This is a genomic window from Pseudoalteromonas piratica (assembly GCF_000788395.1).
Lineage (GTDB): Bacteria > Pseudomonadota > Gammaproteobacteria > Enterobacterales > Alteromonadaceae > Pseudoalteromonas > Pseudoalteromonas piratica.
Genome location: NZ_CP009888.1, coordinates 333265 through 350413 on the forward strand (window position 1 = coordinate 333265; position 17149 = coordinate 350413).

At 40.3% G+C, this 17149-nt stretch carries 14 protein-coding genes; 5 read left to right on the top strand and 9 right to left on the bottom strand.

Annotation, left to right across the window (positions count from 1 at the left end):
• Window positions 1–109: 109 nt before the first annotated feature.
• The 5 genes from OM33_RS01435 to OM33_RS01455 are packed head-to-tail and all read right to left on the bottom strand — an operon-like array spanning window position 110 to window position 4946.
• Window positions 110–2194 (bottom strand): type IV pilus secretin PilQ, encoded by a 2085-nt coding sequence (locus tag OM33_RS01435; RefSeq protein ID WP_038637779.1) that lies wholly within the window; start codon window positions 2192–2194, stop codon window positions 110–112.
• Entirely contained in the window at window positions 2181–2714 is a 534-nt protein-coding gene (locus OM33_RS01440) for a pilus assembly protein PilP (RefSeq protein ID WP_038637782.1), read from the bottom strand. Before OM33_RS01440 ends, OM33_RS01435 begins: the two co-directional genes overlap by 14 nt.
• Complete coding sequence (locus tag OM33_RS01445; RefSeq protein ID WP_038637784.1) at window positions 2711–3316, bottom strand: type IV pilus inner membrane component PilO; 606 nt, start codon at window positions 3314–3316, stop codon at window positions 2711–2713. The genes OM33_RS01440 and OM33_RS01445 overlap by 4 nt, the downstream gene beginning before the upstream one ends.
• The gene (locus OM33_RS01450) at window positions 3313–3879 is read right to left on the bottom strand and encodes a PilN domain-containing protein (RefSeq protein WP_038637786.1); all 567 of its coding nucleotides are present in this window, start codon (window positions 3877–3879) and stop codon (window positions 3313–3315) included. The genes OM33_RS01445 and OM33_RS01450 overlap by 4 nt, the downstream gene beginning before the upstream one ends.
• Complete coding sequence (locus tag OM33_RS01455) at window positions 3867–4946, bottom strand: pilus assembly protein PilM (RefSeq protein ID WP_038637789.1); 1080 nt, start codon at window positions 4944–4946, stop codon at window positions 3867–3869. Before OM33_RS01455 ends, OM33_RS01450 begins: the two co-directional genes overlap by 13 nt.
• Before the next feature lie 135 nt (window positions 4947–5081).
• On the opposite strand from OM33_RS01455, the gene OM33_RS01460 reads away from it, so the two are divergent.
• Window positions 5082–7535 carry a penicillin-binding protein 1A gene (locus OM33_RS01460; protein ID WP_038637793.1) on the top strand — a complete coding sequence of 818 codons (2454 nt, stop codon included), beginning with the start codon at window positions 5082–5084 and terminating at the stop codon, window positions 7533–7535.
• Between the two features lie 53 nt (window positions 7536–7588).
• On the opposite strand, the gene metL is transcribed toward OM33_RS01460, so the two are convergent.
• Complete coding sequence (gene metL, locus OM33_RS01465; protein ID WP_038637795.1) at window positions 7589–9925, bottom strand: bifunctional aspartate kinase/homoserine dehydrogenase II; 2337 nt, start codon at window positions 9923–9925, stop codon at window positions 7589–7591.
• Window positions 9926–9933: 8 nt separating this feature from the next.
• Complete coding sequence (metB, locus tag OM33_RS01470) at window positions 9934–11154, bottom strand: cystathionine gamma-synthase (RefSeq protein ID WP_038637797.1); 1221 nt, start codon at window positions 11152–11154, stop codon at window positions 9934–9936.
• A gap of 190 nt (window positions 11155–11344) precedes the next feature.
• Here metB and metJ point away from each other — a divergent pair, with 190 nt between their 5' ends.
• Window positions 11345–11668: a met regulon transcriptional regulator MetJ gene (gene metJ / locus OM33_RS01475; protein ID WP_010562146.1), complete on the top strand. Its 324-nt coding sequence runs from the start codon at window positions 11345–11347 to the stop codon at window positions 11666–11668.
• 45 nt (window positions 11669–11713) lie between these two features.
• On the opposite strand, the gene OM33_RS01480 is transcribed toward metJ, so the two are convergent.
• Both OM33_RS01480 and rpmE read right to left on the bottom strand, forming a co-directional pair.
• The gene (locus tag OM33_RS01480) at window positions 11714–12955 is read right to left on the bottom strand and encodes a malic enzyme-like NAD(P)-binding protein (RefSeq protein ID WP_038637799.1); all 1242 of its coding nucleotides are present in this window, start codon (window positions 12953–12955) and stop codon (window positions 11714–11716) included.
• Window positions 12956–13353: 398 nt separating this feature from the next.
• Window positions 13354–13569, bottom strand: a complete 216-nt coding sequence (rpmE, locus tag OM33_RS01485) for a 50S ribosomal protein L31 (RefSeq protein WP_038637802.1) — start codon at window positions 13567–13569, stop codon at window positions 13354–13356.
• Window positions 13570–13785: 216 nt separating this feature from the next.
• Here rpmE and priA point away from each other — a divergent pair, with 216 nt between their 5' ends.
• The 3 genes from priA to hslV all read left to right on the top strand — a co-directional run bounded on the left by priA (window position 13786) and on the right by hslV (window position 17149).
• Window positions 13786–15954 (top strand): primosomal protein N', encoded by a 2169-nt coding sequence (gene priA / locus OM33_RS01490; RefSeq protein WP_038637805.1) that lies wholly within the window; start codon window positions 13786–13788, stop codon window positions 15952–15954.
• A 14-nt stretch (window positions 15955–15968) separates the two neighbouring features.
• A complete protein-coding gene (locus OM33_RS01495) occupies window positions 15969–16490 on the top strand; it encodes an SPOR domain-containing protein (RefSeq protein ID WP_038637809.1) in 522 nt (173 codons plus the stop codon).
• A gap of 137 nt (window positions 16491–16627) precedes the next feature.
• Complete coding sequence (gene hslV, locus OM33_RS01500) at window positions 16628–17149, top strand: ATP-dependent protease subunit HslV (protein ID WP_038637811.1); 522 nt, start codon at window positions 16628–16630, stop codon at window positions 17147–17149.

A 17149-nucleotide genomic window follows, 5' to 3' on the forward strand; every position in this document is an offset into this window, starting at 1 on the left:
AAAACCCCGCTTATTAGCTGGTCCCCAAAAGTAAGGCGGAGATTATCTCAACAAATAGGCAAGGTTTTCAAGTGTTATACATTAAAAAGGGCTATTCAGCCCTTTTTAGCTACAAAGATTCATTAAGAATTTTAGGAGTTACGAAAATAAGTAACTCTTTCTTCTCATTAAACTCACTATTAGATTGGAATAAATAGCCTAAATAAGGAATGTCACCTAATAACGGTACCTTTTTAGTGCTGCTCACAATCTGTTGTTGGTAAATGCCACCTAGCACTACCGTTTGACCATTATCAACTAATACTTGAGTACGAATCTTCTGAGTATCAATTGCTACCGCAGGTCCAGTTGGTGTTTGAACTGTATCACCACGTGTATCTTGAGTTATCACAAGGTCTAAAATTATCTTGTCATCAGGAGTAATTTGCGGTGTTACTTCTAAACTTAGTACTGCTTTCTTAAATTCAACCGTCGTTGCACCACTAGATGCAGCTTGTACATAAGGGATTTCAGTACCTTGCTCAATTCGCGCTAATTTCTGATTTGCAGTTGTAATACTTGGACTAGCAATGATTTCAGCTTCATTTTCTTGTTCAAGTGCTGATAACTCAAGGTCAATTAAAGTGCCATCAGCAAGTTTGGCAACATGAATACCAATACTTCCCGCTGGGTTTGCAACGGGTAAATTAACATTTAAGCGATCACTAAGCGCTGGAATAATTCCATTTGCAATGTTGTTAGCACCCTCAAGAGTACCTGAAACGCCATCAGAATTTTGTTGATCACTAAAGCCCCAACGAATTCCTAAGTCTTCTTGAACGTTGTCACGAACAGTAACCATGCGTGATTCTATTTTCACTTGTTTCACAGGGATATCAAGGTTTTCGATCATACGACGTACGCTTTCAATACTCACTGCAGTGTCTTTAATAAGCAATGTGTTTGTACGCTCATCCACTGATACTGAACCGCGACTTGATAAAATGCTATTTCCTTCAAACTTTAACAGCTCAGAAAAGTCTTTCGCTTTCGCATAGTTAAGCTGGATGTACTCGCTATAAAGCGGTTCAAGTTCAGCTACTTTTTGCTTTACTTCTAATTCTCTCGCTTCACGTGATGCTAACTCTTCTGTCGGTGCAACCATCAGAATTGAGCCATCCATACGCTTATCTAAACCTTTCATACGTAATACAACGTCAAGTGCTTGGTCCCAAGGAACGCCATCTAAACGCAAGGTAATGTTACCTTCCACCGAGTCACTTGTTACTAAGTTAAAGTTGTTGTATTGCGCGATAATTTGCAGCACTTGGCGAATAGAAATATCTTGGAAGTTAAGCGACATCGGTTTACCTTGATAATCTTTTCCATCACCTAGGAAGCTGCGCTTAGATTCATCTTTTTCTACTGTTAATGTGAAAATATTATCAAGTTGTTGATAGTTGTAATCAAATCCTGTGGTTGTGTCGATTACAATACGGCTATTGATGCCATCTTTAAACGTTTCAACAGTACTTACAACGGTACCAAAGTCCATTACATCTAGTTGATATAATAAATCATCAAGAATATCTGTGTTGTGGAATTCGGCGACTACTTTTCCTGCTTTCTCGCTTACATCGATAGCTGCCATATTCTCTTGCAAGAAGATCATTACACGTGCTTCACCACTTTCACCACGACGAAAATCGATTGCTTGGATTTTATTGATGTAGCTTGAACTATCTTCAATTGCAGACGTTTCGGCAACATCCTGAGTTGGGTTATCGCTTACATGTAAGTAAAACAAGTTTTTATCAACACGAGTTTGATAAATTTTAAGGTAATCTAAGAATACCGTAACCTTAAATCCATCATTTTCAAATTCATGAGTAACGCGCTTTACACCTGCTTTGTTGATTAGCACTTCTGTTAAGTTTTCTTCAAAGTCAGCTTCATCAAAGAATAATTCGATACGTGCTGGTTCAGAAAAAACCTGAATCTTTGGTTCAATATAAATTTCTTCATCGAACACGAATTCAATTTCAGTTTCACCATCGAGTAACGGGTTGTAGCGCACATCATATAGCAGAGGGACAGCTGATGCCCCAAATGAAAGCACCAACAAACCGGCTGTCAGTAAAGTTGAAAAACCTTTACGGAGAAGACCTACTGTTGATCGCATATTATTAAACCCTTTATTATTAACTTGACGCATTGCTACCTGCCTCCACGATTTCCACTTTCGTCAGGCGTTCTTTCCAACATCCTGCACCATCAGGTATTAACTCTAATAACTCGATAAAGCCATTTTGAACCTGAGTTACCTTGCCATTAAATAAACCCATTCGGCCACCTATACCTACTTCATGCAACGAATTATCTGGCGCTGTGATCAAGGCTAATAACTCTGTTGTTGAACCAATCGTTCCACGCATTTGCAAATTTTCAAGTGGGAAACGTTCTAAAGCCTCTTTTCTTCTTCGTGGATCTGGGTGCAAACAATTTTGTACCTGCAATAATCGATCCTGAATAACTTCTGGCTTTGGTGCTACAAATGGGCTTCGCTTTTCACTGGCAGTGTAAGCAAAGTGGTTAAATTTCTTTATTTCAGGAATTGGCTCTACGTTATTATTTGTATTGGCACGAACCTGATTAATAAACTCTTGTTGTTCCGTTAAATCATCAAAGCAGCCGCAAAGAATAAGAGGCAATGCTAAAATAGCTAGTTTTCTCATTCGCGCTCTCCTTCGTAACGATAAGTCTTAGCAACTACGCTAAATTCTAATTGCTCTTGTGTGTCACCACCTTGGATCGTGAAGTCATGCAAACTGATAATACGAGGTAATTCAGCTACTTTACTTACGAATTCTCCAAAGTCATGGTAACTTCCTACCACTTCAATTTTGATTGGAAGTTCCGTATAAAACTCTTTCTCAATCTCAGGCATCCACTCAACTTTGTGAAATGTTAATCCACTAGAAGTACCTATATAAGATAAGTCTTCAATCAGACCTGGTGTTTCACTAGAAGTAGGCAGACGTTTCAATAACTGAGCAAACTTTTCTTCCATCTCAACCATCTGTTGACGGTAGATTTCAAGTTTACTAGCTACATCATATTTTTGACGGTATGTAGTACGAAGCTCTTGCTCTTTTTGCTGAGCCCTTTCATAAGCTTCAATTTCACTTGAAACCATTAAGGAATAGGTGAAGAACGCTACTAGACCTGCAGCAATTACACAAACGATAATTTTTACAACTAACGGCCAACTACCTACATTTTCTAAATCGAGTTCATCTAATTCAATTTCATTTAGCGATTTTAAATCAATATTCATTTTTGAGCCTCGCTAATTTCTTCAAAAGGCTTAACTCTAAATCTTAGATTAAAGTCATTCAGTAGACGTAGTTCTTGATCGCCTGCTTCAATTACTTGCATTACTGCATCTTCAAACAAATAAGATTCTTCTAGTTTACGTAGCATAGCTGATACACGATTGTGTGATTCACTTTTACCAACAATTTGTAACGCTCTATCACGGCGCTCAAGACTTGTTAAATAAACGCCCGAAGGAACAATTAACGCAACTTCATCCATAATCTGAGTACCGAGGTTACGGTTACTTTGAAGTTCTTCGATTAAGCGCATACGCTGTTGTAAGCTCGCCTTGCGCTTATCTAGTTCACGGATATCCTTTATTCGCTGATCAAGTAGTGCAATTTCAGAGGTCAAGAAATTGTTTCGAACATTCTGTCCATCTTTTAATGCACTGTAAAACATACTCAAGGCGAACATGCTACCAAAAGAGAGAATAACAACTAAAAGCAAGATGCTTAAAAACTGCTTTTGCGCTTCTTTGCGTGACGCCTCACGCCACGCGAGGAGATTTATATGTGGCATGGTGAAAAACTCCTTAGTGCTAAGCCAGTCGCTACAGCTAACTGAGCTTGATGTTTTTCTAAGGATTCTCGATCCACACCAGGAGCTAGTTCCATATTCTCAAATGGGTTCATAATCACCGAGTGAATACCAAGTTCATCTATCAGTAATTTTTCTAGACCCATAATGAGTGAAGTGCCACCTGATAGAACAATGTAGTCAACTTGATCTTTACCACTTGTCGTTAAGAACATTTGAATCGCACGACGAACTTGTTGCAAAAATGACGTTTGGAATGGTGCTAATACCTCAAACGTGTAGTTTGGTGGTAAGTCGCCAGAAGTTTTTGCAAGTTCAGCTTCATCAAAGCTCTTATTATAATAAGACACTATACTATGCGTGTACTGTTCACCACCAAACACCTGGTCACGGGTGTAAAGTGTCTCACCATTTTGCACAACGCTAATTAGTGTCATAGTCGCACCTACGTCAATAAAGGCGACAATTTTATTTGGTGCATCTTCTGGTAACAAATCGTAACAAAGCTCGATATTTCGGCTAAGTGAATAAGCTTCTACATCAACAACTTTTGGAACAAAACCACCAGCCTCAACAGCTCCGGCACGCGCCTCAACACTTTCCGTACGCGCCGCCGAAAGTAATACATTTACTTTTGAGGGATCAGCATCGTTCACATCAAGTTTTTCGAAATCCAAACTTACCTCATCTAGTGGGTAAGGGATTAAACTATCAGCTTCAATTTCAATTTGTGATTCTAATTCAGCATCCGTTAAGGCTACATCCATGAAGATGACCTTAGTGATTACGGCTTGACCTGATACGGCTGTTGCAGCTTCCGTAATATTCTTGGGGAGCTTTTTACGGATTTTGTTGATTACACGACCAACAGCTTCAATATCTTGAATGGTTCTTTCCGCCATTGCCCCTTTGGGCATCGGCTCAACAGCGAACGCTTCAAGTCGGTAATGCGTTTCTTTTTGGCTTAACAACACCGCTTTTACGGAGTGTGAGCCAATATCAATACCAACCATCAATGGCTGTGGCTTTTTAAACAGTTGACCTATCATAAACCTAACGCTAATCCTTTTTTTTATAATTATAATAACTTTATAAAATCTAGCGAAAAAATTTTATTCAAAAATTAATCAGGATATACTACCAGTGTTATCTTGTAATTGGGAGTCCATTCTCGGGAATTTTCTGTGGCTTTTATAAAAAACTTTTTACGTTTTATTATCATATGTACCATTCTTGGTACTTTTGCAGTAGTTATTCTTTACTTTTACGTAAAGCCCGAGCTACCCAGTGTTGCCGTTCTAAAAGACGTTCAGCTTCAAACACCTATGCAAGTATTTACTAAAGATGGTCGATTAATCAACCAATTTGGTGAAAAAAAGCGAATTCCAGTTACCATAGATCAAATTCCGCAGGACTTTATCAATGCAATTTTAGCAACAGAGGATAATCGTTTTTACGAACATCCTGGTATTGACCCCATTGGGATTGTGCGCTCTGCAATTGTGCTAATAACTACTGGGCAAAAGAAGCAAGGGGCTAGTACCATTACGATGCAGACCGCTCGAAACTTCTTTTTAACCCGTGAAAAAGCGTTCATGCGAAAGATTAAAGAAGTATTCATTGCACTTCATATCGAAAGCTTAATGAGTAAAGATGAAATCCTTACGCTTTACCTTAACAAAATCCCACTCGGCCATCGCTCTTTCGGTATTGGGGCAGCTGCTCAGGTTTATTACGGAAAAGATTTACAAGAATTAACACTTGCACAACTTGCGACTATTGCAGGCCTTCCAAAGGCCCCTTCTACACTAAACCCAATTAGTTACCCCGAGCGCTCCAAGAAGCGTCGAAATGTTGTTCTTCATCGCATGCTAGTTGAGGGTTACATCACGCAATCGCAATATGATGATGCTAAAAATGCTCCCGTTACCGCTAGACGCCATGGTACTGAAATTGATTTCTCATCACCTTATATTTCTGAAATGATCCGCGCTGAAATGGTCGCTCGTTTTGGCTTGGAAGGTGCTTACAATAACGGTTACAAAGTATTTGCCACAATAGATTCTCGCAACCAAGCGGCCGCACAAAAAGCATTAATGGACAACATCCACAATTATGATCAACGCCATGGTTTTCGAGGTGTCAAAATATATCTTTGGAATTCAGAAACCGATGCTTTTTGGTCACGCGATGACATTCTTACTTACTTGCAATCAGTTGACGAGTTTGGATATTTAAAAGCCGCAGTAGTCGAACAAACTGATGAGCAAAATGCGTATGCAATACTTAAAGACGGCAGCTCAATTACTATTGATTGGGATGGCTTAAAATGGGCACGTTCTTATGTAACCCATTCAAGACAAGGGCCTGCTCCAACCGTAACATCTGACATTCTTCACCCTGGTGCGTTTATTTGGGTACAGCAAAACAGTTCTGGCCAGTACCAATTATCACAAATGCCAGATGTGAGTAGTGCAATTGTTTCTCTGAATCCACAAAACGGAGCTATAAAGGCCCTTGTTGGTGGCTACAGCTTCGAACAATCACAATACAACCGTGTTACTCAAGCTAAGCGTCAGGTTGGTTCGAATATTAAACCTTTCATTTACTCTGCTGCTATTGAGCATGGATACTCCCTAGGAACAATTATTAATGATGCTCCAATCAATAGCTGGAACTCTGCACAGCGTATTGCATGGCGCCCTGAAAACAGCCCACCTAATTATGATGGACCAATCCGTGTTCGCCGTGCTTTAGCACAATCAAAGAACGTAGTTGCAGTTCGCTTGCTTAGGGGCATTGGTGCACGCAACACGGTAGACCATTTATTGAAATTTGGTTTTTCACCGGAAGATATCAAACCTCATGAAGCTCTCTCACTGGGTGCTGCATCATTAACACCATTAGAAGTTGCGCGTGGCATGGCCGCATTTGCTAATGGTGGTCATTTAATCGAGCCTTATTTTATTGACCGCATTGAAGACGCTGAAGGTAATGTTATTTATCAAGCCCAGCCTTTAGTAGTTTGCAACCTGTGTACCGCTGAAGAAGTCCGTGATAGTTACCATTACGCACCACGTATTATCAGCGAACAAAATGCGTTTTTAATTGCTGATGCGATGAAAACAGCTGTTTATGGAGAACCTGGCTGGGTTGGCACAGGCTGGCGTGCAAAGGATCTAAAACGCAATGATTTGTCAGGTAAAACGGGTACAACAAATGACGTTGTTGATACTTGGTTCTCCGGCTTTAATAGTCAGATTATTACCACCACCTGGGTTGGATTTGATGACCCAGGTAAACGATTAGGTCGCGTTCAATACAATAACAACTTAACACGCAATCAGTTTGCTGGCGGTGAATCTGGTGCAAGAACCGCACAACCTGCATGGATTGCTTACATGCGTGAAGCGCTTAAAGGAATGCCAAGTGCGCCTATCGAGCAACCGGAAGGTTTAGTCTCTGTTCGTATTGATCGCAAGTCTGGGTTACTTAGTCGAAAAACAGATAAATCATCTCGTTTTGAATATTTCATCAAAGGAACTGCACCAACCCAATTTGCGCAAGAAGAGGTACCTAATTTATTCGACCCTTACGAATCAAATGACGTTGCCACAACTAACGAAGAGTTATTCTAAACATCAAAAAAGCCGCTAATTAGCGGCTTTTTAGTTTTAGTCAATTAATATTGTTACTCAGAAAGCTTGTGACACAACCAGTAAAGGTCAGAGTGTACCCCAGCAGCTGTAACTTCACGGCCTGCACCAGGTCCTTGGATAATCAACGCATTATTTTCATACCATACACTGTTTATAACAAAGATGTTATCGCCAGGGGTCAGTGTAGCAACAGCTGCATTTGGCGAAACTGCTTTAAGGCCCACTTTTGCAATTACTGGTTTAGTCGTGGTGTCTAATTCCGCAACATACCTCAATGTTTTACCATTTTTTTCAGCTTCTAAGGCTAACTCTTCAACAAACTTATCAAGTAAATCTCGTTTTGTTAATGCATCTTGCCACGTACCATTTGCAAGCTCAGTCGGCATCCACGCGGATAATTCAATATCATCAAGATTGAGAGAAAGTCCAAGCTCACGAGCTAGAATCAGTAATTTACGCTGTACATCCCTACCTGAAAGATCCTCACGTGGGTCTGGTTCTGTAAAACCTAACTCTCTTGCCTGCTCAACGAGCTCTGAGAATTTTTTATCAAGTGAATAGTGTGCACCTAACCAAGATAACGTGCCTGAGAATACACCACTTATTTTGGTAATTTTATCACCAGAATTTTGTAGGTCTTTAAGTGCAAAGTTTATTGGTAAACCAGCACCTACACTGGTGTTATAACGCCATAAAAGACCCTTTTCGGTTTGTAGTCGTCGTAAATTTTCATACCAATCTAGCTCTGCAGTACCCGCATATTTGTTAGCCGAAATAATATGACAATCATGTAATGCAAACTCTGGATAAAGTAAACTAAATTGCTCGCTTGCAGTAATATCAATTATCACTTTATGGCCATAATCCAGTTCCTTTATAAACTCGATTAACTGCTCAGAGGTTGTGGTTTTAGCATGCTCATTAAACTGCTCACTTGCACTCGATAATGCAATACCCTGACCATTTAACAGGCTAGAAGTGGAACGTAATAAGCCAACAAGCTTTACTGGGAGTAAAGTATTTAACCGCTCTAGTTGGCTATTTAATTGCGATAAGAAGACTTCTCCTACATTACCAATACCAGCGACAATCACAGCTAACTCTTGTTTTGCACTGATTAATTCGTCGTGTAGCAATGATAAGGTGTCACTTTCTAATAACTGATCACCCAACAAAATTGCAAAGCCATCCTGGCTCCAAGCACCGCGTAACGTCATACTTTGCTTCTCAAGCAATTGCTTTGCGCTTTTAAGTAATTGCGGTTCACTGCCTGGCTCGCTGACAATCGCAACACCTGACACATTTGACTCAATGAGCACAGCGTGTTCTTGATAAAATGCTGCAACCTGCTCACCAAACTGGCTTGGCACTAGTAACAAGGTATTACCATCAACCTCTAATGGCTGCAAAGGATGTTGAAGCAAAATGCTCAACTCTCTAATGCTTTCTTTATTACTATTTGTCAGCTGAAAAACATCGGAACTTGCAAGCGTGGTAAGAAAACGCTTTGCTTTAGCCTGTTCGTTTGCAACCACTTTGGTGCCATCACTGTGGCTGTCGTAGCTACTACGCACAACTAATTTGATATCGCTGTCTTTTAATGGTGTCAATGTTTTAGCATGTAAAACAGGGTTTCCTAGACGGGCAAGTAATTGGGCTTGTTGTTGGCTAATTTTGTTATATTTTACCGCTTTTTCAACTTTGCGAGGATCTGTGCTGTAAACACCCTGTGTATCAGTCCAAATAGTTACGCTATCAGCGTTTAAGTATTTACCAAGTAAGGTCGCACTGTAATCACTTCCATTGCGTCCAAGTGTCACCGTACTGCCGTTTTCATCACTAGCGATAAAACCTGTCACAACATTAAGCTGATCATTTTTCAAAACCTGACAACGGGCAGTATTTTCCTCATGCTTAAGGTTATTTTGTGCAACTATAAATAAATCTCTGCTATCAAAATGGCAAGCAGCAACCTCTATTTTATTTAAATAATGAGCAAGCAAACGTGCAGACCACAACTCGCCATGAGCAAGCAACCATGCCTGCTCTAACTCAGCGCAGCCAGCACGTTGAGAAATAGCATTGATATCATCGATAAAGTGAGCATACACTTCACTTTTATCTCCTAACAGTTCAGCAATTAGTGCGCATTGATGATCTTTTAACAGTGCAATAACTTCGCCAACACCTTTGTGATCTTGATTGTGGTAACAAGACCATAAACGTACAAGCGTATCCGTTGTTTTACCCGCAGCTGAAACAACAACCGCATCACCGCCTTTTAAATGATGGCAAATATTAGCAACTGCATGATAACGCTTGGCGCTGCTTAAACTCGAGCCACCAAATTTATAAACTTGTTTCGTCATTTATTTTATCACCACAATGCAGGTCGCGCGGCACAACACTGGGTTTTAGAATCGCCACCAGCAGCTGTGTTTTTATTAATCGTTTTTGCAAATGCTTGCTCAAGGTCAGCAATTAAGTCTTCAACATCTTCAATGCCAACAGAAATACGAATAAGGGTATCATTTACACCTGCTTTTATACGCGCTTCTGGCGCCATGCCAGCATGTGTCATTGTTGCAGGGTGACAAATTAAGCTCTCAACGCCGCCTAGTGATTCAGCGAGACTGAACTGCTCAACACTAGTTAAAAACTTCGCTGTATCTTCTATGGTACCTTTTATACTAAAGCTCACCATGCCACCGAAACCCTTCTGTTGCGCTTTCGCTAAGTCATGTTGAGGGTGACTTTCAAGCCCTGGGTAGTAAACGGTTTCAACATGCTCACAAGTCTCTAAGTAGCGTGCGATAGCAAATGCGTTTTCTTGGTGCTGTTTAATACGCACATTTAACGTACGAATACCTCGTAGCGTCAAATATGCATCAAATGGCGCACCGGTAATACCAATGTTGTTTGCCCACCAAGCAAGCTCTTCACCTAATTCTGCAGTGCGAGTAATTACAACACCACCAACAACATCTGAGTGGCCATTAATGTATTTAGTGGTTGAGTGAATCACAATATCAACCCCAAATGAGATTGGGTTTTGTAATGCAGGCGATAAGAAGGTGTTGTCTGCGCCAACTAAGGCGCCAACCGAATGGGAAACTTCCACTACTTTGGCAATATCTGTTAGGCGTAAAACAGGGTTACTCGGTGTTTCAATCCATACAAGCTTAGGTTTAATTGCTTTTATCTGTTCATAGCAAGACGCATGTGTAAAATCGACAACGGCTACTTTCAACAGGCCACGCTTTTCTAAACTTGTAAATAAACGATAACTACCACCATAGCAATCATGGGGAATTAAGATTGTATCTTCCGGCGTTAAAATTTGTGTGCATAAGTGAACAGCAGCCATACCTGTTGCTGTAACAATCCCTTTTTCGCCACCTTCTAGTTGAGCCAATGTATCCGCTAAAATATCACGATTAGGATTGCCACTTCGGCCGTAGTCGTAATCACGCTTTTTATCAAAATCTGCGAATTCATAGGTAGTTGATAAATACAATGGCGGTACAACCGCGCCATGATGCTTATCTGCGGTAATGCCATTGCGAACAGCAAGGGTTGTTTGTTTACTCTGCTTCATAACTTTGCTACTTAGATGTTTAGACGTCTAAAAGGTTAAACCACTAAATAGCGGAAGTCAAAACTTTTACACGTCTATATAGCCAAACAAATGATATTTGACTATATATTTTAAAACGATAAAATTTTGCCTCTTACTATACGGGCTATCGTCAAAATTAAATCGTAACAGATATAGGCTAGTACACTTTATGGCAACTGAATGGAACGGTGAATATATTCACCCATATGCGGAACACGGTAAAAAATCAGAACAAGTAAAAAAGATTACCGTATCTATCCCTCTTAACGTATTGAAAGTACTGACAGACGAGCGTACTCGTAGACAGGTAAATAACTTACGTCATGCAACCAATAGCGAATTACTTTGTGAGGCATTTTTGCATGCATTTACAGGTCAGCCATTGCCTGACGATGAAGATTTAAGAAAAGATAATCCTGAGCATATTCCGCAAAGGGTAAAAGAGATTCTTGCTGAACGCGGGTTACCGGTTCCTGAATTAGAAGACGAATAAAAAAAACCTCAGCATACGCTGAGGTTTTTTTTGGCTTTAGCTAGGCTAAAGCATGTAATTTTCTGGCATTTCTATTTGTGCCACACCCGAAGCAACTGCAGCTTCCGCAACAGCACGTGCTACACGAGGTAATAAGCGCGGATCCATTGGCTTAGGTATAATATAGTCTTTACCAAACTCAAGGCTTGATTCACCAGACGCAGATAATACTTCCTCTGGCACAGGTTCTTTAGCAATAGCACGAATAGCGTTAACCGCCGCAATTTTCATTTCGTCATTAATCGCTGTTGCGCGTACATCAAGTGCACCACGGAAAATAAACGGGAAACACAACACATTGTTTACCTGGTTTGGGTAATCTGAACGACCTGTTGCCATAATTAAATCATTGCGCGCTGCATTCGCTACTTCTGGCTTAATTTCAGGATCAGGGTTAGAGCATGCAAATACCACTGGCTTATCTGCCATTAACTTTAGATCTTCTGGAGCTAACAAGTCAGGGCCAGAAACACCTACAAATACATCCGCTTCTTCAATTACATCCTGTAATGTACGTTTATCCGTATTGTTGGCAAACAGCATCTTGTATTCATTTAAGTCGTCACGACGTGTATGAATAACCCCTTTTCTATCGAGCATATAAATGTGCTCACGTTGTGCGCCACATTTAATTAGTAGCTCCATACAAGCAATTGCCGCAGCACCAGCACCTAAACACACAATAAGTGCATCTTTAAGCTTTTTACCTTGAATCTCTAACGCATTTAACATACCTGCCGCAGTAACAATCGCAGTACCATGCTGATCATCATGGAACACAGGAACGCTACAACGTTCTATTAGGGCTTTTTCAATTTCGAAGCATTCTGGTGCTTTAATATCTTCTAAGTTAATACCACCAAAGGTGTCCGCAATATTTTCAACCGTATTGATAAAATCCTCGGTTGTGCGATGTTTAACTTCAATATCAATTGAATCTAGACCAGCAAAACGCTTGAATAAAAGAGCCTTACCTTCCATTACAGGTTTTGACGCTAGTGGCCCTAAGTTTCCTAAACCTAAAATAGCAGTACCATTTGAGATAACAGCAACCATATTGCCTTTTGCGGTGTATTTATAGGCATTATTCGGATCTGCAGCAATTTCACGAACAGGCTCAGCAACACCTGGGCTATAAGCTAATGCAAGATCATTTACGGTTTCTGCAGGTTTAGTAAGTTCAATGCTAATTTTTCCGGGAACGGGTTCAGAATGGTATTGTAGCGCTTTTTCTCTTATGTCAGACATGCGTGCCTTATCCTACGATGTTAAAAGTGAGAGATACTGGTTTAATAGTACGGCATTTAGAGTAAATAGAAGTTAAATGCGGTTATATCTTAACCTAAGACCATAGTTTAATTTACAACCATGAGCTTTGGATATTTTCTGCTAAATCATTACCAGATTGAAGTTAATTCAGATCCGACCAGATTTATCACACGCCCTTTTTTACCCTTACTAAGTACTATTTGACCAACAGATAGTAAAAATAGTGACTATTGAAACCATCTATAATCCAGTATATAGCCATCCACTTAGAATAAAAAGACATAGAAAAAGCATTAAAGATGACAAAAATTCATATTGAAATTAAGATACAAAAAAAAGCACCCGTAGGTGCTTTCTTTAATAAGAACGAAAACGTCTTATTTTTTGCTTGATAGAGCGCCGAAACGCTTGTTGAAGCGATCAACACGACCACCTGTATCAAGCACTTTTTGCTTACCAGTGTAGAACGGGTGACACTCTGAACAAACATCTAAGTGGATGTCTTTACAAAGAGTTGAACGCGTTACAAATTTGTTACCACATGAACAAGTAGCATTGATTGCTTCGTACTTAGGGTGGATACCTTCTTTCATAGTGAACCTCTAATTAGGCCGTATCGCTCTCCAAACCCGAAGTCTGGCACCATACGTTGTTAAACAAAAATATATAGGGCGCGAATTCTAGCCAACAAACTGCGTAATAGCAAGATCTTTAACCACCGTGATTTAAATTAAGTTTAATACTAGCCGCGGATAGCCTGCCGTGATTTAATTTCATAAAATCAGTCGCTAAATAAAAGCTTAATTTCCATGTATCTTGTTGCCGAAGTTGCGTTAAATGTGCCGTTATACCGCAATTTTGATTACTTAATCGAACCCCATATTCAATCAGATATTGCTGTAGGTTGCCGAGTTGCAGTGCAATTTGGTCGCCAGCAACTTATTGGTATCGTAATTAAGCTCAAATCAGACAGCGAATTTATGTCAAAACTAAGGCCTATCTCGAGTTTGATTGATAGCCACCCCATTATCGATGGTCACTTAATCAGCCTTGTTGAGTTTGCCAGTCATTATTATCAAAACCCATTGGGGGAAAGCTATCAAGTTGCGCTGCCAAACCTACTTAATAAAGGTGAGGATCTAGATAAATCTGCAGTTCCCATAATCAAACTAGTTGACCAAAACACTAAGGTAACAGGTAAAAAGCAACGCCAATTAATTGAACACCTTATAGACTCGGGCAGTACTCCTGTCACTGAATTAAGTGCATTAGGTTTTAGCAGCAGCACCGTTAAGTCACTACTAGAAAAATCCATTATTGAAAAAACGATTGAATATAACCGTGATTGGCAATCAAAGCCGTTAGCAAAGGGTGATAAGCCTAAACTCAATCGTGAACAAGCTGTAGCACTTGCAGCTATCAATCAGCAATCCGGTTACACATGCTATTTACTGGAAGGGGTGACTGGTAGCGGTAAAACCGAAGTTTATTTACAGGCACTTGAAAAGCCGCTTCAACAAGGACAACAAGCATTAGTATTAGTGCCCGAAATTGGTCTCACACCGCAGACAGTTAACCGTTTTCGTAGACGTTTTCCGAATGTACCCATCATGTTATGGCATTCCGCAATGACAGACCATGAGCGTCTTTCAACTTGGCGCGCTGCACAAAACCAAAGTGCAGCAATCGTAATAGGTACACGTTCAAGTGTGTTTTTACCCTTTGCTCAATTAGCCATGATCATTGTTGATGAAGAGCATGACTTATCATTCAAACAACAAGACTCACTTCGATACCATGCCCGTGACTTAGCTTGTTTTCGCGCAGCTAAATTAGCTATCCCTCTGATTTTAGGCAGTGCAACTCCCTCACTGGAAAGCGTGCAAAATGCAAAAAACCAAAAATACCAACTACTGACATTAACAGAGCGAGCACAAACCCAAACTGATAATCAATATGTACTGCTTGATATGCGCGGACAACATCAGCAATCAGGCCTGGCACAAGCAACCCTAGAGTACATCAAAAAAGAACTTAAGCGCCGCAAACAGGTGATGGTGTTTTTAAATCGACGGGGATTTTCACCGAGTTTGATTTGTCATGAATGTGGCTGGCTTAGTCAATGTCAACGATGCAGTGCGAATGCCACTTACCACAAACACATTCGTAACTTAATTTGCCACCATTGTGGTTCTCAAGAATATGTACCCACTCAATGTCCTTGTTGTGGCAGCACACAAATTATTCCGGCAGGACAAGGAACAGAACAAGTCGCTGAATTTTTATCAGAAGCCTTTCCAGACACTCCAATTACACGTGTTGATAGAGATTCAACACGCAAAAAAGGCAGTTTAGAAGCCGCATTAAATGAAATAAATAAAGGTGAGCCACGTATTTTAATTGGTACTCAAATGCTCGCCAAGGGCCATCACTTTAGTGAAGTTTCACTGGTCGTAATAATGGATGTGGACAGTGGCCTGTACTCTTATGATTTTAGAGCCACAGAACATTTAGCCCAATTAATTACTCAAGTGTCAGGCCGCGCTGGGCGCAGTGGTGAAGCCGGCACCGTATTATTACAAACACACTTTCCTGAGCATCCACTTTTGCAAGACTTGATCAACAACGGTTATCAAGATTTTGCTCATTACGCATTAACTGAACGTGAAGAAATGCAGCTGCCACCGTTTAATTGTTTAGCCATTATTCGCTGTGAATCGCACAATCCTAACGACATCAATAATTTTTTGTATGACCTTATTCCAGAACAACTGCCATCTGGTATACAATTGCTCGGACCTGTTCCTGCTGCGCTTGAGCGCGTTGCGGGTAAGTACCGTTATCAGCTCCATGTACAAGGTAATGAACGCAAAGAATTGCATCGTTACCTAAATCAATTAGTTAGCTATATAAGCCAAAGTAAGCTAGCAACAAAAGTACGCTGGAGTATTGATATCGATCCTGTATCAATGGCATAAGAAAACAGTAAAAAATGGCCCAAAGAGATTACGTAAATAAAAAGCGTACACAAAAAAAACCAGCGACAAATAAACGCCCTTTTCCTGTTGCAGCGCTTTTAGTTGCAGTCGTGTTAGTTTCGGCTGGTATTTATGGTCTTTATTTCATCACAACAAACAGTGACGTTAAGGCTTCAAAACAAGCATCACAAAAAGCACCGACTTCAGCGCCAAAACCTAAACCCAAAAAACCTGAATTTATTGATGAAATTGAAAATGCCAAAATAGAAGTTGAGGTTGAAGAACAAGAACAAAAAGGCCCGTATTACATGCAATGTGCTTCGCTTCGTAATCGTGATGATGCCGAAGCATTAAAAGCTCAAATTGCCTTTAAAACTGGACTTATTGCCGACGTAGACCGCACAGAAGGCAAAAATGGCGTTTGGTATCGTGTAAGAATTCAGCCATTTGATACAAAACGTTTAGCAGAAAGTGCAAATAATCAGATCAAACGTGCTCGTATGTCACGTTGTCAGATTTACTTAATGCCTAAATAGTATCTCGCTATACTAAACACTTAGCGAAACTTGGTAGCGTAGTTTGCTACCAAGTTTCTAAACCCCCCTTGAAATATTCCCGTTTGTCCACATATCAATAGCAATTCAATTTAACAGATTAAACCTAAGGTTTATTTATGACTACGATAGTTTCTGTGCGCCGTGAAGGCAAAGTAGTGATTGGTGGTGATGGCCAAGTATCACTCGGTAACACAGTAATGAAAGGTAACGCGAAAAAAGTACGTCGTCTTTATAACGGTAAAGTGCTAGCAGGTTTTGCTGGCGGAACAGCCGATGCTTTTACGCTTTTTGAACGTTTTGAATCTAAACTAGAAATGCACCAAGGCCATTTAACCAAAGCTGCTGTTGAGATGGCAAAAGATTGGCGCACAGATCGCGCACTTAGAAAGCTTGAAGCCTTGCTTGCTGTAGCAGATGAAACAGCATCTTTGATAATCACAGGTAATGGCGATGTTGTGCAACCTGAGCATGACTTAATTGCAATTGGTAGTGGTGGTAACTTTGCTCAATCAGCAGCAATTGCACTACTCGAAAATACCGAGTTAAGCGCACGTGAAATTGTAGAAAAAAGCTTGAAAATTGCAGGCGATATTTGCGTATTCACTAACAACTTCCAAACTATTGAAGAGCTGGGGTAA